The sequence below is a fragment of the Henriciella aquimarina genome (assembly GCF_002088975.1).
GTDB classification, from domain to species: Bacteria; Pseudomonadota; Alphaproteobacteria; order Caulobacterales; family Hyphomonadaceae; genus Henriciella; species Henriciella aquimarina.
Window position 1 is genome coordinate 16,522 of record NZ_NCST01000068.1, and the last position, 22,037, is coordinate 38,558.

The window sequence follows — 22,037 nt, forward strand, 5'->3', positions numbered from 1 at the left end:
CAATCACGCGATGCCGTCAGGCCGGCCCGCCTCACGCCCATTTCCCCGCAACCAGCGGCATTCGGCCCTTAACAGGCCGGCCGACTTGCCCGATAGTCACACCCGTCGCAGCCATGAGGAGAGGGGAGCGGCGATGACGGGACTGATCATCCTGACACTGATCGCGATCGCCCTTCTGGCCGGGCTGGTCGTTGTCTACAATATGCTGGTTGGCAAGCGCCAGATGGTCCGCAATGGCTGGGCCGATATCGATGTGCAGCTGAAGCGCCGGGCCAATCTCATTCCGAGCCTTATGGAGACGGTGAAGGGTTATGCCGCCCATGAGCGCCAGCTCTTCCAGGAGGTGACGGAAAAGCGCAGCCAGGCCCAGCAGGCCGGCGACGATGCCAGGGCGCGCGGGGCGGCCGAGAGCGCGCTGTCGCAGCCCATCGGACGGCTGATGGCGGTCGCTGAAGCCTATCCCGACCTCAAGGCGAGTGAGAATTTCCGCCAGTTGCAGGATGAGCTTTCCGACACCGAGAACAAGATCGAGATGGCGCGGCGCTTCTATAATGGCGCGGTACGAGAGCTGAACACGCTGGTCGAGAGCTTCCCGGCGAGCCTCGTTGCCGGCGTGTTCGGTTTCCGCCAGGCGACCTTCTTCGAGGTGGAGACGTCCGACCGTGCGGTGCCGGAGGTCGGCTTCGGGGACGGGCGCTGATGCTGCGGGTCGCTCTGCTTTTCATCGCGGCTGTGTCACTTGGCCTGACGGCCATGGCCGAAGAGGTGATCAACCGGTTCGACGTGGCCATCGCGGTCGAGCAGGATGGCGACATCGTCGTCACCGAGACGATCAATGTCACCGTCGAGGGCAACCAGATCCGCCGCGGCATCTTCCGCGACCTGCCGCGTTATTTTACCCAGGATGGCGACCGGCTGCGCTATGATTACGACGTGCTGTCGGTACAGCGCGACGGCCAGAGCGAGCCCTATGAAACCACGACGGACGGCAATGCCTGGCGCATCCGGATCGGCGACCCGGACCGCCAGCTCAGCCGTGAGCCGCATGTCTACGCGATCCGCTATCGGGTGAAGAACCAGATCCGTTATTTCGACGAATTCGACGAACTCTACTGGAACGTCACCGGCAGCTACTGGGCCTTCCCGATCCTGACCGCGACGGCCCGCGTGACGTTTCCGGACGGGGCGCAGATGGTCGAGCAGAACGGCTATACCGGCGGGCAGGGTGCGCGCGGCTCGGCTTACCGCTTCCGGCGCGAGGGCGATGCGTTTGCCTTCGAGACGACCGAGCCGCTGGGCCGCGAGGAAGGCTTCACAATCTCGCTTGCCATCGAGAAAGGCGTGATCGATCCGCCGAGCGCGGCCGACAAGAGCGCGCTCTGGTGGCAGCGCTATGGCGCGGTCGTCATCCTGCTCGTCTCGCTCGGCGGGGTGTTCTACTTCCTCTACCGTTCCTGGCGGCTGGTCGGCGTCGATCCGCCCAAGGGGCCGGTCTTTGCCCGCTATGAGGCGCCGGAAGGCTATTCCCCGGCAGCGGCTCACCACATCTATCATCGCGGTTTCCACGACCATGACGCGCTGATCGCGACGCTGGTCAATCTGGGCATCAAGGGCCGCGTCGAGATCTATGCCAAGGACAAGAAGAAGATCGCGCTGACACCGAAATCCGAAGGCACGGCCCCGCTCGCGAGTGAAGAGGCCCTGCTTGAACGCAAGCTGCTGTCTGGCGGGCCGGTCATGCTGGGCGGGAAATACAATTCGGCCTTCACCAAGGCCTATATGAGCTTTCGCAAGCGGGTCTCGCGCCGGTTCGGATCGGACTATTTCAAATGGAATGTCGGCTACACGATCTTCGCCGTGGCGCTTTCGGGCGCGGCTATCGTCTGGGCCATCCTGCAGGCGACCGGCTGGACGCCGCTGCTGACAGGGCTGGTCCTCGCCATCGTCGTGATGAATGGCGTCTTCATGTATCTGATGCCCGCACCGACGCCGAAGGGCCAGGACGTGCGCACCGAGATCGAGGGCTTCAAGCTCTATATGGAGAAGGCCGAGAAGCTGCAGCTCAATGTCGCCGATGTCGGCTCCGGCCAGCCCCCGCCGATGACGACCGAGCGGTATGAAAAATTCCTGCCTTATGCCATCGCGCTCGGCGTGGAGAAGCCCTGGACGAAGTATTTCGAGAAAGTGCTGCCGGAAGAGGCGGCCAGCTATCATCCGGCCTGGGGCCATATGGGCCGCTATGGCTCCTATTCCAGCTTCAACAGGGCGATGGTCGCCTCGATGAGTTCGGCCGTGACGAGCGCCATGCCGCAAAGCTCAAGCTCCTCGGGCTCCGGTGGCGGCGGCTTCTCGGGCGGCGGCGGAGGCGGCGGCGGCGGTGGGGGCTGGTAGCTCTCCATGTGAAGCGCGTGTCATCTTCAAGACGGCAGGCAAAACACCCTCAAAATTAAGAATGACTCTCATTCGCAGTTCATGTTAGGACCGGTCATGTCCTGTTACAGAGCGCGTCCGTTCGCAGTCGGCGCTTGCGGTTGGAGGAGTGATGAATGTCTGAATGGTTCGAAGAGGTTGAGCCGGGAATCTATCAGTGCGCGGGTCTCAAGCTTGAAACCGCCGCGCAGGCCGAGGCGTGGACGGATGCCTTCGGTGCCTTGCTGGCGCGCGCCACCCCTTTCAGCCTCATCATCGACACAGCACAACAACCTCATCCAGAGGCAGGGAAGGTCTTCATTCTCTGGCTCAAGGCCAATCGGGCCCGGTTGGCTGAAAAGGTGAGGCGGGTGATCTATGTGATCGAGGATCCGCAAGAGCGGGCCGTTTCGCAGGAGCGGTCTGACAAGGCGGGGGCCGCGATGCCTTATCCCGTCGAGATTGTCGCGACGTTTGACGATGCGCTGCAGGCGGCGCGCAGGGCTTTGGTCACCCAGGAATAGGCCATAGCGCTCGTCCTTCGACTTCGCTCAGGATGAGCGCGGGCAAAAACCGGATGCGCCCGGCAAACGCCGTTCAGAACGCCCCGTGGCGGCCCTTGCCGGACTTGAAGGCGGTCGCGCCCGAGACCGTTTCGCCCGACTGGATCACCTCCAGCCCGCCGGCGACTTCGGCTTTCAGGGCGGTCTCTTCATCGAGGCTCCACTGCGTCAGGGCCGACAGCCGGTCGGCGCGCAGGCAGTGCTGCGGGAAGGCGGCGATCTCGTGCGCGAGCGTCTTGGCTGCGGCGAGGGCTTCGCCCGCCGGGGCCCGGCGGTTGGCCAGGCCGATGCTCATCGCCTCGTCGGGGGCGACTTCGCGGCCGGTCAGGATCAGGTCCATCGCCCGCGACTGGCCGATCAGCCGGGGCAGGCGGATCGTCCCGCCATCGATTAGCGGCACCCCGAAGCGGCGGCAGAAGACCCCGAAGCGGGCGGTCTCGGAGACCACGCGCAGGTCGCACCAGACGGCCAGTTCCAGCCCGCCGGCCACGGCATAGCCCTCGACCGCCGCGATGACGGGCTTGGACAGGCTTAACCGCGAGGGGCCCATCGGCCCGAGATCGCCATCCGGTTTCGTGACATTGCCGCGGCCTTCTGAAACCGCTTTCAGGTCGGCGCCTGCGCAGAAATTGCCGCCCGCGCCGGTCAGGATCGCGACCGACAGGCTGTCATCGGCATCGAACGCCTTGAAAGCGTCGTAGAGCGCCTGCGCGGTGTCGCGGTCGACGGCATTGCGCGCCTGCGGGCGATTGATCGTGACGGTGAGGATGTCACCGTCCGTCTCTGTCAGGACCGGATTGGTCTCATCGTTCATTCCGCATTCCTCCCTAGTCGCGGATCAGCCAGGCGAAGGCTTGGCGCAGATAGGCGTCCCCGCCGGTGTCCACCCATTCGCCATGGGCCATGATGACCCGGTCGGGATGGCTTGCCATGATCTTGCTGAGCGCCTGGCGGGCGGGCGCGCGGTTCAGCCAGCTGAGCCGCCATTCCAGCGGCGCATAGCCCTTACCGACGACGATGCCCCAGGCTTTCGCGATGGCGCGCTGCCAGCCCTTCCAGTGGCGCTTCAGAAAGCCGTCGCTGAAATTCTCCGACAGGTCGGCAAAAATGACGGTGTGGGTCGGCTCATGCACGAAGGCGATCTCGTCCATGAAGAAGGAGCCGCGGAACCAGGCCTGCGTGATGACGCCTTGCCAGGCCTCGGGAGCGGTGTCTTCCAGCGCCGGCTCGAAGGGTAGCGAGTCGCATTTCTTTATCGTGGCCGCCGGGCCCCAGAGTTTCGCCTCCGGCCAGGCTTCGTGCCACTGCGTGAGGAAGAGGTAATGGATCGCATTCGGGCTGACGAGATGCGCGACCGGGCCGAGCGCCTCGACCTCTCGCTTCAACTCATCGGTGAGGGCGATGGGCGACCAGACCCACAAATCGCCGTCCGGCAGGCGCGCGACGATCATGCGGGTGGGATAGGGAAAGCCGTGAAAATTGACCACCGGGCCCTCTCCGAGCCAGAGGCCGGTATCAATCGGCTGCAGGATTTGCTCGCTCATGTCGCGTCCGCACGCGCCTCCTCTGGCACATGCCGGCCAAGGAAGGGCACGATGCGGTTGAGCAGCACCGGGACGATCTTCTCCGGCAGGTCATGGCCCCATTTGTCGATGACCTCGATCTCCGCGCCGGGAATACGCTCGGCAATGTCGCGCCCGCAATCGGCCTTGATCAGCGGGTCCATGGCGCCATGCAGGACGAGGGTGGGCTGGGTGATGCCGGACAGGCGCTCATGCCAGCGCGGCTGGGCGAGGATGGCGGCATATTGCCGGGCAACGCCCATCGGCCGGTCGGAGCGGTTGAAATCGGCGATGGTCTGGCGGCGGGTCTGTTCGTCGCTGTTGCGGACATCCTCATGCGAGCCGATCGCCTTGCGCGACTCCACGGCCAGTTCGGCGATGGCTTCGGCCATGCGGATCTCCGGCTGGGCGGTGAGCGCGGCCTGGGCGTCCGGGTCTGCCTGCGGCAGGCCGGGCGCGCCGGACGTGGTCATGACCGGGATCAGCGTACGCACGCGCTCGGGGTGGTTGAGTGCCAGGAGCTGCACGATCATGCCGCCCATGGACGCGCCGAGCACGTCGGCCTTTTCCGCGCCCAGCGCCGCGATCAGCGCGGCGGCATCGGCGGCCATATCGTCGAGGATGTAGGGCACCTTCTCATGCACCGGCTCACCGGCGGCGGCACCTTTCACAATATCCTTCGGCGCGATCGGCACTTCATTGGTAAATTCCGTCGACAGGCCGATGTCGCGATTGTCGAAAACGACGACCCGGCGCCCGGCATCGACGAGGCCCTGGATGAAGTCCGCCGGCCAGCGCGTCAGCTGTCCGGAAAACCCCGAGATGAGCAGCATCAGCGGGTCATCCTTCGACCCGTATTCGGCATACTCGATCTCGATTCCATTGGCTTTGACGCGCGGCATTCATCTCTCCCGTCATGGTTTCTGGCGCGAGAGTAGAGGCCTTGCCGTGGGGGCTGTAAATGCCCCGGACAGAAAAGATTAGCGGCTGAGTTCCTTCATCGCATCCTCGAGGCCCTTCAGGGTCAGCTCGAACATGCGGTCAGGGCCGATCAGCTCGTTGATGAGCTTGATGGAGCCGGTGTATTCCCACGCGCCGGACTTGACCGGATTGAGCCAGACCAGGTTCGGGAACTGCTCCACAAAGCGCTGGATCCAGACGCCGCCGGCCTCCTCGTTCCAGTGCTCGACCGAGCCGCCCGCATAGGTGATCTCGTACGGGCTCATCGTGGCGTCGCCGACGATGATGACCTTGTAGTCGGAGGGGTATTTGTGCAGCACGTCCCAGGTCGGGATGCGTTCGTTCATGCGGCGGCGATTGTCCTTCCAGAGGCCCTCATAGGGGCAATTGTGGAAGTAGAAATATTCGAGATTCTTGATTTCGGAGCGCGCCGCCGAGAACAGCTCTTCCATGACGCGGACATGCGGGTCCATCGAGCCGCCGACATCCATCAGCAGCAGCACCGAGACCGTGTTGCGCTTTTCCGGGCGCATCTCGATATCGAGATAGCCCTGTTTGGCGGTGTTGCGGATCGTCTTGTCGAGGTCGAGTTCTTCATCGGCCCCATCGCGGGCCCATTTGCGCAGGCGCTTCATGGCGACCTTGATGTTGCGCGTGCCGATCTCGACGCTGTCGTCATAATTCTTGAAGTCGCGCTTGTCCCAGACCTTCACCGCCCGGCGGTGGCGGGACTTTTCCTGCCCGATGCGCACGCCTTCCGGATTGTAGCCATTCGCGCCGAAGGGCGAGGTGCCGCCCGTGCCGATCCATTTGTTGCCGCCCTCATGGCGCTCGGTCTGTTCCTTGAGGCGCTCCTTGAGCGTCTCCATCAGCTTCTCGAAACCGCCCAGCGCCTCGATCTCGTCCATTTCCTCCTTGGTAAGGAATTTCTCCGTCATCTTGCGCAGCCATTCTTCCGGCAGCTCCTGCACGTCGACGGCATCCTGCATGCTGTCGAGGCCCTTGAAGACATGGCTGAAGACGCGGTCGAACTTGTCGAGGTTGCGCTCGTCCTTCACCAGGGCCGCGCGCGAGAGATAATAGAAGTCCTCGACCTCCATGCCGATGACATCCTTGTCCATCGCCTCGAGCAGGGTGAGGTATTCCCTGAGCGTCACCGGCACCTTGGCCTGGCGCAATTCATTGAAGAAGTTCAGGAACATGGGGCACAGATCTCCAGTCGCTGCCCCTAAGGTAGCGTGCGTCAGCCGACACTCCAAGGGCTGACGCGGCGCGAGTTCACAATTGACGGGCCAGCGCGGCGAGGGCGTTAGTACCGGTTCTTGATCAGCATGACCGTGCGGATGGCCTTCACCATGTCCTCGTCGAGCTGCATGACCTCCGCAATGCGGGCGAGGAAGTCTTCCTCGTTCTCGCGCAGCTGGCGGTCGGCCAGCACGATATCGACGCAATGGGCATAGACCGACAGGCGCATGTCGACCGGCAAGGCGAGGCAGGCTTCGCGCAAGCCATCCTTGCGCTCGCGCATGCGCTCATTGACCGTCTGGTTTACCGCCGCCATCTGCTGCGGGCTCAGCCGCTTCATCGTGCGTGAGCGTTTGACCAGCGCGGCAATCTCTTCCTTCTCCTCCATCGCCAGCGAGCCGTCGGCAAAGGCGGCTTCCAGCAGGAGGCAGAGGAAGGCTTCCGGAATGGTCCAGTCGGACTCGCTGTTCTCATTGAACTCCTGCTCGAGTTTCGCAATGTCGGGGAAGGCGTTGCCGGTGCTTTCCATCTCTTCGCCTGTATTGAACAGTATTTTCACGTCGCTCATGACTTCATGTCCCATCGTTCAATTAAATTGGCCCGCACGGGCGGGTCTCCTGTAAGTGCTCAGCAGTTTTCCGGATCATTGCAGGGCGGAAGCGGATTGCGGGCCGGCCAGGTCGTGACCTGCTCGACGCGCTCATTGAGATAGTCGAGATAATCGCGAAGCGTCTTCTCGGCGTCGGCAATCCAGGTCGGCACGGCGTCGATCTCTTTCGCGCCGTCAGGCATGCGCTGGCGTTCCGGTTCGGCGAGGAGTTCGTCGATGTCGTCGCGCCGCTCTTGGATGTCGGCTTCCAGGTTCTCCAGCTCGCGATAGCGGGCACTGGCATCGATGCGCGCCTCCAGATCGGCCGTCAGGCTCGCGACCTGGTCTTCGAGGCCCTGGATCTGGTCGGCGACCGCGCTTTCCTTGAAGCTGTCGATCTGGCGCTGCAGTTCGGCGTTCTGCTCACGCAACTCCTCAAGCTCCGGGCTGGTGGTGGCGCCTGTCCCGGCTGCCGAGATGACAAACCAGACGATGATGGCGGCCACCGCCGCGGCGAGCGCGGCGACCAGAAGGACGCCGGCCGCCGACAGTCCGGCTCGTTCCCGCCGGGGCGGTTCGGGCTGTTCCTGGACCGGGGAGGGAAACAGGGTCCGGTCTTCATAGAGGACCGGGGCGCCTCCGGACGATTGGCTGGACATGAACTTCTCTCCTCATAAACGCTTGGCCGGGCGCGCTGCTCTGGGGCAGGCCGCCCATCGAACTTGTCATCAGGTGCACAGCCGCGACTTGTAGACGTCGAGGAAGTTGCGCGCGGCGGCATAATCGGCGGCCGTGAGCCCGTTCCCTTCCGGCAGATTGAAGGTGTAGTTGCCGCCGCAGGCGAGCGAAGCCTCCTTCAGATACAGCAGGATCGCGCGCGTCTTGACCGGCGCCAGTGTCGTCTCGGACGGCCAGTCGAAATCCGTCATCGCGCCCGGCTGGACGGTGGCTAGCGCGCTGTCGATCGTGTCGCGCGCGCTGCGGCGGATGCGGTTGGCGCTGTTGGTGCCGACATGCTGGGCCTTGCGCATCTCGAACATGGCCTGGAGCAGCAGCGCCTCCGGCGTCGTGCCGAGCGAGCATTTCGCGCTGTTGGCACTGTTGGTGACGCTGGAGCCGCCGCGATAGATGCGCGCGATGCAGGCCTGACGGCGATAGATCGGATCGGCGCTGTCGAGTTTCACCGCTTCATCGGCATAGGTGACCGCTTCGGTCAGGTCGGGGTTCGGCCGGCTCGCCGCCAGCGTGCTGAGCTGGGCCCAGGCTTCGGCCCTGTAGGCGGTGGCATTTTCCATCCCGCCTGCCGTGATCCGCCGCAGCGTCGTCTCTGCGGCCGACCAGTTGCCGGTGCGCATGTCATGACGCGCCAGCGCGATGGCGGCATCGGCGGAGGCCGGTGCGGTGTTGCTCGCATCCTGCAGCAGGGCGCGGACATCGGCGGCTGAGTATTGCGCCATGTTGGCGCGCACGCCGGCATGATCGATCAGGGCTTGGGCAATAACGCTGCCCGGTGCCCCATCGCCGCGCAGGCGGGCAATCCCCTTGGCGTAATTGTCATCGGCGCACGCCCAGTCGCCTCGCGCATCGCAGGCCTTGGCGAGGGTAAGGTAGGCGTCTGCCGAATTGGCGAATTGGGAGGCGGCCTGATAGTCCGCGATGGCGCCCTCGCGCGAGGTGCCGAGCAGGCTGGCCAGCGCATCGCGTGTCGCGCCCCGGCCGGAATAGGCCGCCGCTTTCTGAGCATCGGTGGCGGCATATTGCAGGGCGTCTGTATAGGCCTGCTCTGCCGTGTGCAGCTGGTCGACATCCCCGGCGCGGCTGGCCATGGCAAAATAGATGTTGCCCAGCCCGATCATCGGGGTCGGGTCCTGCGGCTGGGCCTCGCGGGCGATGTTGAAATAGCGGATGGCGAGCCCCGCGCTGCCGGAATCGCCCCTGGCCATTGCGGCCTGGCCAAGCTCGGTCGCCAGGCCCGCGAGTGCCTGGCGCGCTTCGGCGCGGGCCGGGCCGGCGAGCGGGCTACTGGCGACTTTCTGATAGGCCGTCAGCGCCGGTTCGGTATCGGCGGCGGTGGCGCGGGCCTCGTGCAGCTTGGCGAGCTGCAGGTAATAGGCGTCATATTGCGGCGAGCGCGCCTCGGTGGTCGAGCCGGCGAGGTTGGCGGTCACGCCTTCTTCCGCCGTCATGCGGCTGATCGCTTTCGATAGGCAGTCCATACGGCTGGAGCAGAGCCCTGATGGCGCAGTAGCCGCCGATGCGCCGAAGGTGTCTGCGAGACCGCTATAGGCTTCGGCATATTGCAGGATCCGGTCGGCCTGGAAGGTCTGCCGCGGGGCTGTCCAGCTTGCCAGCTCGCGCCCGGACACTCCGGCGGGCGGCGTGGTCAGCCAGCTATCGGTCGTGGCCAGTTCCGCGAAGGAGCGCTCGGCCATGTCGGCGGCGGCCCTGTAATCGCCAAGGGCATTATAGGCGGAGGCAGCATGATAATAGGCCAGCGCGGATTCGCGGCCGAGAATGTCGGAATCGTCGGCCCGGGCCGCACACTGGCGGGCAACCGTTCCCGGGGCGCCGGACGGGGGTGTGAAGCTGGTGCAGCGGGCAATGCCGGCGACAGGGCCGGACGATGGCGGCGCGCTTTCGCAGGCCGATGCGAGGGCGATGGTCGCCGTCAGGGCCAGACCCACTCCAAATCCGGGGCCGAATCCCGGCGTGCGCTTACAAAACCAACTCATTTTCCCCACCCTTATGGCTGTTAACCATAAGGCAGTTTAAGAGGAATTAGTCGCGCGGGTAAAGATATCGCGTCGATGAATTCTTGTCCTGCGGGAGAAGGGCACGTGTATTCGAAGTGTAGTATTTTGCGAGTTCTGTAGTAAATGCAGCAGGATTGGCGCGGCCCGCATTTATGCTTCGGGCCGCGCCAGCCGCAGAGCCTTACCAGCGCAGATCGGCGCGCATTTCCGGCAGGGCGTCGTGCTCTTCAGCGCCGTACCAGTGGATCTCGGCGCCATTTTCGAGTGCCAGAACAGCCGTCAGGTTTTCCGCCGTCTGCTCGCTCTCGCCGTCAAAGGCGCGCAGCTTCACATGCTCGTCGGCCTGCTCATGCATCGTCTCGAGCATGGCGTGCTCGATCGGCAGGTAGAGCGTGCCGAGCTGGCCGGACTTGGCCGCATCCTGCAGGTCCGGAAGGTTCTTGCCTTCGGGCAGATAGTCGTCCGCAGCCGACTGTTCGCCGAAGACCTCCTGGATATGCGTCTCGACCTCATTCGGTCCGCCGACATGGTGCTGTTCGATGTCGAACCGGCCATGCTCCATAACCTTGGCGAAATGGCCGACCGTGCCTTCCTCCCCGATGATGTGCAGGGTCTTCACCTGCGGCGGCAGCGCCAGGTCGGCGGCATTGGCAACATCCTCGTAAAAGGCGCGGTCTGTCTTGTCGCGCTCCTCGTCCTGGCCGGTGCCGAGCGCGTGATAGGCCGACTCGCCGTCGCCATTGCTGGCCGAGCCGCGCGAGACGGAATGGAAGAAGACATCGTCATGGACGTGGCGGCGCGCCTCGACCGAGCGGTATTTCGGCGCGTCCAGCCGGTCGCTCATATCCTTCACATGGCCGCCGGAATAGAGGAACAGCTTCGGTTCGCCGCGCGTGATGAAGAGTACCCAGTGGGTCTCGCGGCTCTGGAAATCGGCCAGAAGCGGCAGGATGAAGGGCGGCTGGCCTGTCGTGATCGAGGCGACCGGGCGCGCATTGAGGTGCGCCATGCGCCGGTTCTTGCCATCATCGAACAGCGCGATCCCGTTGGCCCGGAAGTCCGGCAGTTCGAAATTTTCAAGCCGTTCGAGGATGAAGTCCGCCTGCGGGGCGTGGTCCTTCACCTCGTCGATGACATTCTTGCGCAGGATGCGCCACTTCTCGCCGCCGATCTCGATAGCGGGGCGGGGCACATACACACTGACCGTCTTGTCAGAGAAGTCGGCAAAGGCCTGCCGGAATGTCTCGAGCGATGTGTGGTCGGACATGATTGGGTCTCCTGTATTGTCTGCTTGATGACAAAACGGCTGCGCCAATGCGGCGTTCCGAAATTGCGGGCAATTCAGGTGCTGACGCCGGGAGCAGGCAGGAAATCGCGCAGGCGCGGAACGAACGGCCTTGCCGGCCCTTGATATGACATGTCGTTCATTTGCAAGCAGACAGCGCCCGGGCGCCGGAGGTCGGCGTGAAACACTGGGCCGTCTTCACCACCACGGGCCTGATCATCCTCATCGGGGTGGGCGCGCGCTTTGCCATTGGCGAGGTCTACAGCGAGGCCGAGGCCACAAATCTCATCAAGTCACTGACCCAGACGGGCCTCTATCTCGGCTCGGCGATTGCCGGGGCGGCCGCGACCACGCTCGCCCTGATGCTGACCCTGCTCGGCCTGCTCAGGAATGCCGAGGCGAATTTCGACGAGAACGCTTACAAGAGCATCTCGCAGGTGGCCTGGCTCTCGACGATCAGCCTTGTCGGCGCGGTGATCCTTCTGCTCCTGCTCGTCCTGCCGGCCGGCGAGTTCGAGAAGATGCCCGATGGCTGGTATCTCTATATGTATGAAGTGATGTTCTGGCTGACCGTAACGGTCTGCGCGCTCCTGACGGCGACCGTGATGCGGCTGTTTCTCACCATCCGTCACGTGATCGCGCACATCACGCCGGGCGAGGCCGTCTAGACAGCAGCTTGTCTGAAAGAAGGGAAATGGCGCACCGGGGAGGACTCGAACCCCCGACCCCGTGATTCGTAGTCACGTGCTCTATCCAACTGAGCTACCGGTGCCACGCCAAGTCGAGCGCGGACACATAACGGCGGGTTCGAAGCGATGCAAGCGCTTATGCTGCAACTTTCTGATCGGCTTCATATACGCCCCGCGCAATCGCCCGTGCCAGGGTCGATGCGGCCAGTTCCCCGACCCGCGCCAGCTGGATCGGTGTCGGTTCCTCGAGTGGCACCTTGCCGGTGGAGAGGATGAACAGGGCATCGCCGTCGAACGGCGCGAAGACCGGACGGATGGCGCGGGCAAAGCCGGCCAGCGCCATCTGCGCGACGCGCTGCGCCTGCGCCGGGGTGAGGATGAGATCGGTGGCGATGCAGCCAATGGTGGTGTTCTGGCCGGGCTGGGGATTCATCTTCGCGTCGCCCCATTCTTCCGGGTCGCACTCATATTCGGCCGACGGGCGGTGGCCGCCATATTCGCCGTTGAGTTCATAGGGCCAGGCCCAGAAGCAGGTCGTGCCCGGCATGAAGACCGAGCCGAAGCAGTTCACCCCCGCCACGGCGCCGATGGTGAAGCCGTCATTCGTCTGGAAGGAGGCCGAGCCGAGCCCGCCGGCATGCGCCCCGGCATTCGCGCCCAGGCCGCAGCCGACATTGCCGAGCGGGAAGCTCTCGGCGCGGTTCTCGCAGGCCTCTTCGCCGAGCTGGCGATAGGGCGGCATTTCGCCCCAGTCTTTGTCGCCGCCATTGGCAAGATCGTACAGGATTGCGGCCGGAACGATCGGGGTCTTTGGTACGCCCGGCAGGTCTTTCAGGCCATAACCGCGCCCCTCCGCGCCAAGCCGTGTGGTGACGCCGTCGGCGGCGGCAAGGCCATAGGCGCTGCCGCCGGAAAGCACGATGGCATCGACCTGTTCGACCATTGTGTCGGCGCGCAAAAGGTCGGTCTCGCGCGTGCCCGGTCCGCCCCCGGCGACCGCACAGGCTGCCGTGGCCGGTTCGTCCGCCACGATCACCGTCGTGCCGGTCAGCACGTCACGATCTTCGGCATTGCCAACGAGGATGCCGCTGACATCCGTAATCAGGTTTCTCGGTCCAGGACGTGACATGCGCGAAAAACCACCTTTCATCTGCATCGTGAATGACTAGTCTTGGCCTTGAACCACAGAAAAGCGAATTATCCCAACCATGAAACAGCGAATTTTCAGCCTGCCGCTCGCCGCTCTCCTGCTGGCCGCGGCCTGTCAGCCCGAACCGGCGGCCCCGGCGGAGACCGGGACGGATGCAGAGACAACCGATGCTGCCGAAACGGCTCCGGAAACTGCAGGGAAGCGGGAGTGGACGAAAGGCGGCATGGTCGCCGCCGCCGACCCCCGCGCGGTCGAGGCCGGCCTGAAAGTGCTCAGCGAAGGCGGTAACGCCGTCGATGCGGCAATCGCTGTCCATACCGTGCTGGGCCTGGTCGAGCCGCAAAGCTCCGGCATCGGGGGCGGGGCCTTCATGGTCTATTACGATTTCGAGGACGACCAGATCACCGTCTATGACGGGCGCGAGGCGGCGCCGATGGCGGCCGACGAGAACCTGTTCATCGAGGATGGCGAGGTTCTGGACTATGTGCCGGCCTGGCAGTCGGGCCGGTCTGCCGGCGTGCCGGGCATGGTCGCGCTTTACGAGACGGCGCATGAGGCGGAAGGCCAGGCCGATTGGGCGAGCCTCTTCCAGCCGGCCATCGATCTCGCCACAGAGGGCTTCGAAGTTTCGCCGCGCCTGGCCGGGCTGCTGGCCAATGAGCGGCTTCGCGCAGCCATGCGCCTCGACGATAACGAGCCGAGCGCCTCCTATTTCTACCCCGATGGCGAGCCGCTGCAGGCCGGCACGGTCCGCGACAATCCGGAGTATGCCGCGACGTTGCAGGCCGTTGCCGAGAATGGGGCAGGGGCCTTCTATACCGGCGAGAATGCCGAAGCGATCGTCGCGGCGGTCACGGCCGATCCGCTGCCCGGTGAAATGACGACGCAGGATCTCGCCGACTACAAGGTGAGAATCCGGGCTGCGCTGTGCGGCAACCATGGTGCCATTCGCATCTGTTCGGCGCCGCCGCCGTCTTCGGGCGGGATTACGCAGAACATGATCTACGGTCTCTATGACCGCATGGTCCCCCAGACGGACGATCTCGCCGAAGAGGATGCCCTGATGGCCTGGGTCGAGGCGCAGCGCCTCTCCTATGCCGACCGGGACCATTATGTCGGCGATGCCGATTTCGTGCAGGTGCCGAGCGAGGACCTCATCAATGAGGAGTATCTCGATGCCCGCGCCGGTCAGGCCGGCCCGCTCGACGGCACGCCGCAGCCGGGCGATCCGGGCGAGGTGCTCGGCCGCGACCCGATGATCGACATGTGGGGCCGCGACCTCACGGAAGAGCATGCCGGCACGACCCACATTTCCATCGTCGATCAGTATGGCAATGCGGTCGCCATGACCGCCACCGTCGAATCGGCCTTCGGCGATTCGCGCATGGTGAACGGCTACCTGCTCAACAATCAGCTGACCGACTTCTCGCGTCAGCCGCGCATCAACAACAAGCCGGTGGCGAATGCGCCCGGACCGGGCAAGCATCCGCGCTCGTCCATGTCGCCGACGCTCGTTTTCGACACCGATGACGGCGCCCTGCGCATGGTGACGGGCTCGCCGGGTGGCAACTCGATCGTGGCCTATGTCTCCAAGACGCTGCTGGGCGTGCTGGAATGGAATCTCTCCGCGCAGGAAGCGGTGAACCTTCCCAACGTCGTTGCCCGCGGCCAGAGCGTCGGCGTCGAGGTCGATGTCGCCAAGGGCCAGGAATGGGCCGATGCTCTGAAAGAGATGGGCTTTGTCGTCGAGGAACGCACCGGCGAGAATTCCGGCTTGCATGTGATCGTCGTGCGCGACAATCACCTCGAAGGCGGGGCCGACGCGCGCCGGGAAGGTGTCGCCAAGACGCTGTCTGCGGACTAGGCGTCGTCCGGCAGGGCCAGGCGGAAATGCGTGCCTGACGCGCCGGTTTCAACCAGCGTCAGGTCTCCGCCCATGGAGCGGGCCAGGTCTCGTGAGAGTGCGAGGCCGAGGCCCGAGCCATCCCGGCGGGACGAGGCGGCAAACGGCTTGAAGAGATTGTTGCGGGCTTTCGGCGCCAGGCCGGGGCCTGTGTCCTCGAAGTCGATGGCGCCATTGCTTTGGTTCACGGTGATGGTGCCTTCGCCCTGCATGGCTTCGGCCGCATTGCGGATGAGATTGGTCGCGATGCGGTGCAGGTGATCTGGGTCGGCCGCGTGGACGAGGCTTTCGGGCACCGCATTCCGGAATTCGACCTCTGGCCAGGGCGCCAGCGCTTCCATCGCCGCTTCGGCAATCACCTGATGGGGCTTCACTGGCTGCAGCTTTGCAGGCTGTGTCCGGGAGCGGCCATACTTCAGCGTTTCGCTAGCCAGGTTGATGGCGCGTTCCAACGCCCGTTCCAGCCGGGGGACGGCCCGTTGCACGCGCGGATCATCCGAAGCCGAGAGCGCATCGGAGGTCAGCTGCGCGGTGGCGAGCGTATTGCGCAGATCGTGATTGATCTTGGCCACCGCTTCGCCGAGCTGGGCGAGGCGTTCGCGCTGGCGGAAGCTGTTGGAGACGGCGCTTTCCATATCGGCCAGCGCATTCTGGGCGCGCCCGATTTCGTCCTTGCGCGGCGTTGGTGACAGCCGCTTGGTCCAGGCGCCGGGATCTTTCTGGAACTGGATGACCGAGTCGGTGACCCGCTGCATCGGCCGGACGACGAGAAAGAAGAGCAGCAGATAGATGATCGCCCCGGCCGAGAGCGAGATGAGCAGGGAAATGCCCATGATCCGCCAGCCAAAATCCGCAAGCCCCGCCTTCAGGGGGGCCTCGGGCACGATGATCTCCAGCACGCGGCCGGGCGCAGAGCCCATGGCATGAATGATCAGCATGCGGCCTTCGGGGGCGTTCCAGGTCGCCACCGTCTGGCCGATGGAGCCGAAGAAACCTTCCTCCATCAGGTCGACTTCCTTCATCGGCCCGTCCAGCGGCATGGAAGGCGGCAGGATCTGCTCGCGCATGTCGTCGCTGAGCTCTGCCACGGCCAGAACCTCGGCGCGTTCGAGCAGCTCGTTGGAGAGTTCTTCCGACACCATCCGGCTCGGCGCGGCTTCCAGCGACAGCGCGGCGATGCGCGCGGCCTGGACCCGTTCGGTCAGCCAGCTGTCGCGGTAATTGGCGGCGCTCGGCAGGAAGACCAGGAATTCCACCAGCAAGATGGCGAAGATGGTTACGAGGAAAAGCCTGACCGACAGGCTGTCGAACCAGCCCGAATGGCCGTTGCGGGCAGGGGGTGACGGTGCGTCAGACACGCCTGCGGAAATAGGTCAGAGGATGCGTTGAAGCAAGCTTACGAGCATCTTTGCCGGTTTTCCGAAGACCGCATCGCTGAAATGCGCGCTGGCGGCGCGCTTCACGACTTCGGTGCGGGTCGGGTAGGGCGAGATGAAGTTCGTCAGGGAGGTGAGCTTCATCCCGTTCGACATCGCATAGCCGACGAGCTGGATGATATCGCCGGCCCCTTCGCCGACAATCGAGGCCCCGACCAGCTTGCCCTTGTGCAGGATCAGCTTGCACTCGCCGTCGGTTTTGCCCTCGGCGATTGCGCGGTCATTCTCGTCGAAGCCGAAGCGGGTGACCTGGACTTTCTCTCCATGCTTGTCGCGCGCCTCCTGCTCGGTCAAGCCGACCTGGGCGACTTCCGGCGAGGTATAGGTCACAGATGGAAGGGGCAGCGAGGAAGAGGTCGAGCCCTGTTTGAAGAAGGCCCGGCGCACCAGCACCGAGGCGTGCCATCCGGCCAGGTGGGTGAACTGGCCCTTGCCGGCCACATCGCCCAGCGCCCAGACATGCTTGTTGGAAATCGAGCGAAGCTTGTCGGAGACCTTGATGCCGTACTGGTCATGGTCCACTTCCCCGGCGTCGAGGGCGAGCCCGTCGGTGAGCGGGGTGCGCCCGGCGGCGACGAGCAGGTGGGTGCCGCGCACCGTTTGCGTTCCGTCCGGACCTTCGGCTTCCACACAGATCAGCCCGCCTTCGGTCGAGATGCCGGCAGCCTTGTGGTGGTCGAGCAGGGTGACGCCTTCCTGCTTCAGCGCCCGGGCGGCAATGGCGGCGTGGCTTTCATCCGACCTCGCCAGCGCCCGGCCCATTTCGATCACGGTGACATTCGATCCAAGCCGCCGGAAAGCCTGGGCCATTTCCATGCCGATGGGGCCAGCGCCGAGAATGACGAGATGATCGGGCAGTTCGGGAAGGTCGAAGATGGTCTCATTGGTGAGGTAATCGACGGTCTCGATACCCGGCACGGGTGGAATGGCCGCTTTGGAGCCGGTCGCAATGGCGACACGCTTGGCACTGACAATGACGCTGTCGGAGGCGACGGTGCGCGGGTTTGTGAAGTGGGCATGCTCGCGGATGACCGTCACGCCGAGGCCCTCGAATCGCTCCTGACTATCAACGGGTGCGATTGTGTCGATGGCCTTGCGGATATGCGCCTGGACCTTTGTCCAGTTTGTCTTCGGTTCGCCGGAGGTGACGCCATAGGCTTCGCTCTCGCGGGCGGCGGCGGCATATTTCGCGGCGGTCAGCAGGGCCTTGGAGGGCACGCAGCCGGTGTTCAGGCAGTCGCCGCCCATTTCGCCTTTCTCGAAGAGAACGACATCGAGCCCCAGCATGGCCGCGCCGGCGGCCGCTGACAGCCCGGCCGAACCCGCCCCGATCACGACGAGATCGGCTTTCATCATGCGCGGCTGTTGCCGGGAGGCAGAGCCATCCGGAACGGACGTCTCGTCCGCCAGGTCCGGCGGCGTCGTGTCTGTGGTGTACTCCTCGGTCATTGCGCAGCTTCCTCAAGCCGGGCGGCTTTGCGCCCGGCAATCTTCTTGTAAATGACCGGCAGAAGCGCCACGACGGCCAGAGCGACAAAGGCCGGAATGAAGTTCTTCACGACGTCGAACAGATCTTGTGTCTCGCCCGCATCGAATGTCGCGCCGAGGCTGGCGCCGATCCATGTATAAGCGACAACGCCCGGAATGATGCCGAGTGCCGTGGTGATGACATAGTCCCTGAATTTCGCGCCCAGCAGGGCCGGGGCGATGTTGGCGACCGGGAAGGGGACGACCGGTAGAAGGCGTAAGGCAAACATGTAGGAGATGGCGTTCTCGCGGAAGCCGGCTTCCATGCGGCGGACAAACTTGCCGGCCCTTTCCTGCAAGGTTTTGCCGATCGAGGTCTTCGCCGCGAGGAAAAGCACGCTTGCCCCGAGGGTGGCGCCGGCCACCGTCGCCAGCGAACCGCCGACAAGGCCGAAAACCAGCCCGCCCGTAATCGTGATCCAGAGTGCACCTGGGATCATGAAGGCGGTCGCGGCTGTGTAGATCACGATATAGGCGATGACGGCCATCCCGATATGATCGGCCACGAAGGTCTGCAGTTCTTCATTCTTCGCCTGCAGGGTTTCCAGCGAAAGGTACTGGAACACGCCGAGCTGCCAGGCGGCGAGCAGCCCCGCGGCGATGACATAGACGGGCCAGAGCCGGATCCAGATGGATGTGGTCTTCTCGGTGCCGGACATGGGGGAGGGTCTTTCCTGCAGGGCGTTTCGTGGAATGGCGCTTGATACGTGCCCTTACCTGTATTTGCGATATAGAGCGTTCGCGGTTAAGGCACACATCACGACAGGCCGCGCCGGCATCAAACTCCCGTGAGGGTCAAAGGACTGGCATCACAGCCTTGACCGGCCCGGGATCAGCCTGTATCAGCCGCGGTTTCCGAATTCGGTCAACACAAGTCCAAGGCGTAAGCCCATGAAACGTACATTTCAGCCCAGCCGCCTGAAGCGCGCCCGCCGCCACGGCTTCCGCTCCCGCATGGCCACCAAGAATGGCCGCAAGGTGCTCGCCCGCCGTCGTGCCAAGGGCCGCAAGAGACTGTCCGCCTAAACCGGCGCATGTCTGCGCTTGGGGGCAGCCCCATGGCAAACGAAACTGACTCCATGACTGAGGTCGTCCGGCTTACCGTGCGGCCTCAGTTTCTTTTTGTGCGCGGCGGATTGTCCGAGCGCCGGCGCAGCCTCGTCATACAGGCGCGCCACCGCAAGGATGGCAAGGCGCATATCGGCAAGGGTTTCACTGCCACGAAGAAGACCGGAAACGCCGTCAAGCGCAACAGGGCGCGGCGTCGTCTCAAGGCTGCGGCCCGCGAGCTTCTGCCGCACTTCGGTGTGCCCGGGGCTGATTATGTCTTCATCGCCCGCATGGAAACCGCCGGGATCGACTGGCAGCGCTTGCTTGACGATATGGAAAGCGCGCTGATAAGCCTCGCCGCAGCCTTGAATCAGGGGTCGGGCACGGCCTGACCCCCTTTATTTTTGTAATCACCGCGGACACTCGACATGAATCAGGGGATGGACCCGCAGGACCAGCGTAACTTCATCATCGCCATGGTGCTGATGATCGCCTTCGTGTTTGCCTACCAGGCCCTGGTCATCAATCCGGAACAACAAGAGCGCCGCGAGGCCCAGGAACAGGCCGAAGCCGAGAAGCAGGCCGAGACACCCGACACCAGCAGCGCTGCCAGCCAGGCCGTGACGCTGGCGCCGAGCGTGGACGAGGCCCTGGCGGCGAATGAGCGTGTCAGCTTCGATGCCGACCGCGTCGATGGCTCGATCCGCATGACCGGCGGTATCCTCGACGACCTGCAGCTCAAGGATCACTTCACCACGGTCGAGCGGGTGCATGAGCTGCGCCTGCTTCGCCCGACCAATGCCGAGTATGGCTATTATGCCGGCTGGTACTGGTTCGACGGCAACACGCCGGTGGCCGGCCCGTCGGCGCAATGGCAGGTCCAGGGTGACGGGAACCTGACGACGAATTCGCCGGTGACCATGACCTATCAGGGCAATGGCGTCTCGATCGAGCGCACGGTCAGCGTCGACGAGAACTACATGTTCACCTTCACCGACCGTGTCACCAATACCGGCAGCGAAGCGCGCACGATTGCGCCGCTCGGCTCGATCCGCCGGCATGGCGAATGGAAGGACTTTCTCGACGCGACCGATCCGGGCTCCTCGCGTACCTCGGGCATGGCGCACCAGGGCCTCCTGGCGGTCTTCGACGGCAAGCTGACCTGGCGCAACTACAAGAACCTCGACAAGGGCAAGGGGCTCAAGGACGCCGACGATATGGGCCAGCGCCGCGCCTCCGAAGGCGGCTGGATCGGCTTTACCGACAAGTACTGGATGACAACGCTCATCCCCGAGCAGCAATATGAGTTCGCCGGACGCTATCAGCGCCTTTCGCGTGAAACCGGCGCGGTCTTCCAGGTGACCGCCGCCAGTGCCGGGCGCGTCATCGAGCCGGGCGAGACGATCACCTCGCAGAACCGTATCTTCTCCGGCGCGAAGGAATTCGCGGTGCTGAAGGATTACGAGCAGGCCGGCGTGCCGCGCTTCGAGGATGCGATCGACTGGGGCAATATCCTCTACTACATCACCAAGCCGCTCTTCAGCCTGCTGCGCTGGCTCGAGCACAATCTCGGCACCTTCGGCGCGGCCCTGCTGGCGCTGACCGTGATCGTGCGCCTGCCGCTGGTGCCGCTGTACAACCAGTCGTACAAGTCGATGGCGAAGATGAAGAAGCTCCAGGAGCCGATGAAGGAGATTCAGGAGCGCTTTGCCGCCGACCCGCAGCGCCGCCAGCAGGAGATCATGAAGCTCTACCAGCGGGAGAAGGCCAACCCGATTGCCGGGTGTATCCCGATCCTGTTCACGATCCCGATCTTCTTCGCGCTCTACAAGGTGCTCTATGTGACGATCGAGATGCGTCACACGCCCTTCTGGTACATCCAGGACCTTTCCTCGCCGGACCCGACGGCCATCGGCAACCTGTTCGGCTTGCTGCCCTGGGCGGCGGCTGACGTGAAATCCATCCCGATCCTCGGCCTGATCCTCGGCATCGGTATCCTGCCGATCCTCTACGGCGTGACCATGACGGCCATCCAGTCGCTGTCGCCGCCGCCGAACGACGCGACGCAGAAGATGATCATGCGCTTCCTGCCGCTCATCTTCATGTTCGTCTTTGCCGGCTTCGCCGCAGGCCTCGTGCTTTACTGGGTATGGTCGAACACGCTGTCGCTGATCCAGCAATACTTCATCATGCGCCGCAATGGCGTCGACACCGAGCTGGACAAGCTGATCAAGCGGATCCTGGGCCGGGGTGAAAAGGAAGAGGCTTGAGCGAGACATCCGAGTTTGACGAGGCAACGCTGGAGGCTGCGCGTGTGCTCTGCGCGGGCCCGTGCGACTTTGTCCTCGGCGCGGCTTCGCTCTCGCAGCTGCCCGACGCCGACCGGCCGGAGATCGCCTTTGCCGGGCGCTCGAATGTCGGCAAGTCCTCGCTGATCAATGCGATGCTGAATCGCAAGAATCTGGCACGGGCCTCCTCCGAGCCGGGGCGCACGCGCGAGCTCAACTATTTCGATCTCGGCGAGGGCCGGCTCTGGCTCGTCGACCTGCCGGGCTTCGGCTATGCCAAGGTCTCGCGCAGCCAGGCGCAGGAATGGCAGCGCCTCACGCTTCGCTACCTGCAGGGCCGGGTCAATCTGCGCCGTGTCTTTCTGCTGATCGACAGCCGCCGCGGGCTGATGGACACTGATGGCGAGGTCATGGACATGCTCGATGCCTCGGCGGTGACCTATCAGATCGTCATGACGAAGGCCGACAAGGTGAAGAAGACCGAGGCCGAGAAGACCAGGGCGAAGATCGAGGCGGCGCTGGCAAAACGGCCGGCCGCGCATCCGGTGATCCGGGTGACGTCAGCCGAGAAGGGCTGGGGCCTGCCGGAGCTGCGGGCCGAGATCCTTCAGCTCAGCGCCTGAGTCTC

21 protein-coding genes and 1 tRNA gene are annotated in these 22,037 nt (G+C 64.3%); 9 read left to right on the forward strand and 13 right to left on the reverse strand.

Annotated elements, in window-relative coordinates:
- The first annotated feature begins 145 nt into the window (after window positions 1-145).
- From B8784_RS10930 to B8784_RS10940, 3 genes are all read left to right on the forward strand, one after another.
- The gene (locus B8784_RS10930; RefSeq protein ID WP_084398017.1) at window positions 146-700 is read left to right on the forward strand and encodes a LemA family protein; all 555 of its coding nucleotides are present in this window, start codon (window positions 146-148) and stop codon (window positions 698-700) included.
- The gene (locus tag B8784_RS10935; protein WP_084397995.1) at window positions 700-2,391 is read left to right on the forward strand and encodes a DUF2207 domain-containing protein; all 1,692 of its coding nucleotides are present in this window, start codon (window positions 700-702) and stop codon (window positions 2,389-2,391) included. The genes B8784_RS10930 and B8784_RS10935 overlap by 1 nt, the downstream gene beginning before the upstream one ends.
- Before the next feature lie 155 nt (window positions 2,392-2,546).
- Window positions 2,547-2,933: a hypothetical protein gene (locus B8784_RS10940; protein ID WP_084397996.1), complete on the forward strand. Its 387-nt coding sequence runs from the start codon at window positions 2,547-2,549 to the stop codon at window positions 2,931-2,933.
- Between the two features lie 73 nt (window positions 2,934-3,006).
- Here the strand turns inward: B8784_RS10940 and B8784_RS10945 are convergent, their stop codons facing one another.
- The 8 genes from B8784_RS10945 to B8784_RS10980 form a co-directional block, all read right to left on the reverse strand.
- Complete coding sequence (locus tag B8784_RS10945) at window positions 3,007-3,786, reverse strand: crotonase/enoyl-CoA hydratase family protein (RefSeq protein WP_084397997.1); 780 nt, start codon at window positions 3,784-3,786, stop codon at window positions 3,007-3,009.
- Between the two features lie 13 nt (window positions 3,787-3,799).
- Window positions 3,800-4,516, reverse strand: coding sequence for a DUF4336 domain-containing protein (locus tag B8784_RS10950; protein ID WP_084397998.1), 717 nt, complete (start codon window positions 4,514-4,516; stop codon window positions 3,800-3,802).
- The gene (locus tag B8784_RS10955) at window positions 4,513-5,436 is read right to left on the reverse strand and encodes an alpha/beta fold hydrolase (RefSeq protein ID WP_084397999.1); all 924 of its coding nucleotides are present in this window, start codon (window positions 5,434-5,436) and stop codon (window positions 4,513-4,515) included. Before B8784_RS10955 ends, B8784_RS10950 begins: the two co-directional genes overlap by 4 nt.
- Window positions 5,437-5,514: 78 nt before the next feature.
- On the reverse strand, window positions 5,515-6,696 hold the full coding sequence (locus B8784_RS10960; protein WP_084398000.1) for a vWA domain-containing protein: 1,182 nt from the start codon (window positions 6,694-6,696) through the stop codon (window positions 5,515-5,517).
- 107 nt (window positions 6,697-6,803) lie between these two features.
- Complete coding sequence (locus B8784_RS10965; RefSeq protein WP_158085657.1) at window positions 6,804-7,307, reverse strand: tellurite resistance TerB family protein; 504 nt, start codon at window positions 7,305-7,307, stop codon at window positions 6,804-6,806.
- A 59-nt stretch (window positions 7,308-7,366) separates the two neighbouring features.
- Window positions 7,367-7,987 carry a coiled-coil domain-containing protein gene (locus B8784_RS10970; protein ID WP_084398002.1) on the reverse strand — a complete coding sequence of 207 codons (621 nt, stop codon included), beginning with the start codon at window positions 7,985-7,987 and terminating at the stop codon, window positions 7,367-7,369.
- Between the two features lie 69 nt (window positions 7,988-8,056).
- Window positions 8,057-10,060 (reverse strand): tetratricopeptide repeat protein, encoded by a 2,004-nt coding sequence (locus tag B8784_RS10975; protein WP_143435430.1) that lies wholly within the window; start codon window positions 10,058-10,060, stop codon window positions 8,057-8,059.
- A gap of 202 nt (window positions 10,061-10,262) precedes the next feature.
- Window positions 10,263-11,348 carry a hypothetical protein gene (locus B8784_RS10980; RefSeq protein WP_084398004.1) on the reverse strand — a complete coding sequence of 362 codons (1,086 nt, stop codon included), beginning with the start codon at window positions 11,346-11,348 and terminating at the stop codon, window positions 10,263-10,265.
- A 197-nt stretch (window positions 11,349-11,545) separates the two neighbouring features.
- Between B8784_RS10980 and B8784_RS10985 the strand changes: the two genes are divergently transcribed.
- Entirely contained in the window at window positions 11,546-12,034 is a 489-nt protein-coding gene (locus tag B8784_RS10985; protein ID WP_084398018.1) for a hypothetical protein, read from the forward strand.
- A 27-nt stretch (window positions 12,035-12,061) separates the two neighbouring features.
- Here the strand turns inward: B8784_RS10985 and B8784_RS10990 are convergent.
- Both B8784_RS10990 and B8784_RS10995 read right to left on the reverse strand, forming a co-directional pair.
- Window positions 12,062-12,138 (reverse strand) — tRNA-Arg (locus B8784_RS10990).
- A 53-nt stretch (window positions 12,139-12,191) separates the two neighbouring features.
- Window positions 12,192-13,184 carry a P1 family peptidase gene (locus B8784_RS10995; RefSeq protein ID WP_084398019.1) on the reverse strand — a complete coding sequence of 331 codons (993 nt, stop codon included), beginning with the start codon at window positions 13,182-13,184 and terminating at the stop codon, window positions 12,192-12,194.
- Between the two features lie 79 nt (window positions 13,185-13,263).
- On the opposite strand from B8784_RS10995, the gene ggt reads away from it, so the two are divergent.
- On the forward strand, window positions 13,264-15,069 hold the full coding sequence (gene ggt / locus B8784_RS11000; protein ID WP_084398005.1) for a gamma-glutamyltransferase: 1,806 nt from the start codon (window positions 13,264-13,266) through the stop codon (window positions 15,067-15,069).
- Here ggt and B8784_RS11005 read toward each other — a convergent pair.
- Genes B8784_RS11005 through B8784_RS11015 form a run of 3 tightly spaced genes read right to left on the reverse strand, consistent with a single transcriptional unit; the run spans window position 15,066 to window position 18,730 of the window.
- Window positions 15,066-16,466, reverse strand: coding sequence for a sensor histidine kinase (locus B8784_RS11005; RefSeq protein WP_169712621.1), 1,401 nt, complete (start codon window positions 16,464-16,466; stop codon window positions 15,066-15,068). The genes ggt and B8784_RS11005 overlap by 4 nt on opposite strands.
- Before the next feature lie 15 nt (window positions 16,467-16,481).
- Window positions 16,482-17,993: a dihydrolipoyl dehydrogenase family protein gene (locus tag B8784_RS11010; protein WP_084398006.1), complete on the reverse strand. Its 1,512-nt coding sequence runs from the start codon at window positions 17,991-17,993 to the stop codon at window positions 16,482-16,484.
- The gene (locus B8784_RS11015) at window positions 17,990-18,730 is read right to left on the reverse strand and encodes a TVP38/TMEM64 family protein (protein WP_084398007.1); all 741 of its coding nucleotides are present in this window, start codon (window positions 18,728-18,730) and stop codon (window positions 17,990-17,992) included. Before B8784_RS11015 ends, B8784_RS11010 begins: the two co-directional genes overlap by 4 nt.
- A gap of 232 nt (window positions 18,731-18,962) precedes the next feature.
- On the opposite strand from B8784_RS11015, the gene rpmH reads away from it, so the two are divergent.
- Genes rpmH through yihA form a run of 4 tightly spaced genes read left to right on the forward strand, consistent with a single transcriptional unit; the run spans window position 18,963 to window position 22,032 of the window.
- On the forward strand, window positions 18,963-19,097 hold the full coding sequence (gene rpmH, locus B8784_RS11020; RefSeq protein WP_018148127.1) for a 50S ribosomal protein L34: 135 nt from the start codon (window positions 18,963-18,965) through the stop codon (window positions 19,095-19,097).
- Window positions 19,098-19,129: 32 nt separating this feature from the next.
- On the forward strand, window positions 19,130-19,513 hold the full coding sequence (rnpA, locus tag B8784_RS11025) for a ribonuclease P protein component (protein ID WP_084398021.1): 384 nt from the start codon (window positions 19,130-19,132) through the stop codon (window positions 19,511-19,513).
- Between the two features lie 36 nt (window positions 19,514-19,549).
- A complete protein-coding gene (yidC, locus tag B8784_RS11030; protein ID WP_233356069.1) occupies window positions 19,550-21,391 on the forward strand; it encodes a membrane protein insertase YidC in 1,842 nt (613 codons plus the stop codon).
- Window positions 21,388-22,032 (forward strand): ribosome biogenesis GTP-binding protein YihA/YsxC, encoded by a 645-nt coding sequence (gene yihA, locus B8784_RS11035; RefSeq protein WP_084398009.1) that lies wholly within the window; start codon window positions 21,388-21,390, stop codon window positions 22,030-22,032. Before yidC ends, yihA begins: the two co-directional genes overlap by 4 nt.
- Window positions 22,033-22,037 lie beyond the last annotated feature (5 nt).

Coding starts and splice junctions, on each gene's coding strand:
- B8784_RS10980 (WP_084398004.1), bottom strand. CDS start 11,348: ATGTCCGACCACACATCGCTCGAGACATTCCGGCAGGCCTTTGCCGAC.
- rpmH (WP_018148127.1), top strand. CDS start 18,963: ATGAAACGTACATTTCAGCCCAGCCGCCTGAAGCGCGCCCGCCGCCAC.
- B8784_RS11010 (WP_084398006.1), bottom strand. CDS start 17,993: ATGACCGAGGAGTACACCACAGACACGACGCCGCCGGACCTGGCGGAC.
- B8784_RS10975 (WP_143435430.1), bottom strand. CDS start 10,060: ATGAGTTGGTTTTGTAAGCGCACGCCGGGATTCGGCCCCGGATTTGGA.
- rnpA (WP_084398021.1), top strand. CDS start 19,130: ATGGCAAACGAAACTGACTCCATGACTGAGGTCGTCCGGCTTACCGTG.
- B8784_RS10940 (WP_084397996.1), top strand. CDS start 2,547: ATGTCTGAATGGTTCGAAGAGGTTGAGCCGGGAATCTATCAGTGCGCG.
- B8784_RS10995 (WP_084398019.1), bottom strand. CDS start 13,184: ATGTCACGTCCTGGACCGAGAAACCTGATTACGGATGTCAGCGGCATC.
- B8784_RS10945 (WP_084397997.1), bottom strand. CDS start 3,786: ATGAACGATGAGACCAATCCGGTCCTGACAGAGACGGACGGTGACATC.
- B8784_RS10970 (WP_084398002.1), bottom strand. CDS start 7,987: ATGTCCAGCCAATCGTCCGGAGGCGCCCCGGTCCTCTATGAAGACCGG.
- yidC (WP_233356069.1), top strand. CDS start 19,550: ATGAATCAGGGGATGGACCCGCAGGACCAGCGTAACTTCATCATCGCC.
- ggt (WP_084398005.1), top strand. CDS start 13,264: ATGAAACAGCGAATTTTCAGCCTGCCGCTCGCCGCTCTCCTGCTGGCC.
- B8784_RS10950 (WP_084397998.1), bottom strand. CDS start 4,516: ATGAGCGAGCAAATCCTGCAGCCGATTGATACCGGCCTCTGGCTCGGA.
- B8784_RS11015 (WP_084398007.1), bottom strand. CDS start 18,730: ATGTCCGGCACCGAGAAGACCACATCCATCTGGATCCGGCTCTGGCCC.
- B8784_RS10935 (WP_084397995.1), top strand. CDS start 700: ATGCTGCGGGTCGCTCTGCTTTTCATCGCGGCTGTGTCACTTGGCCTG.
- B8784_RS10955 (WP_084397999.1), bottom strand. CDS start 5,436: ATGCCGCGCGTCAAAGCCAATGGAATCGAGATCGAGTATGCCGAATAC.
- B8784_RS10965 (WP_158085657.1), bottom strand. CDS start 7,307: ATGAGCGACGTGAAAATACTGTTCAATACAGGCGAAGAGATGGAAAGC.
- B8784_RS10960 (WP_084398000.1), bottom strand. CDS start 6,696: ATGTTCCTGAACTTCTTCAATGAATTGCGCCAGGCCAAGGTGCCGGTG.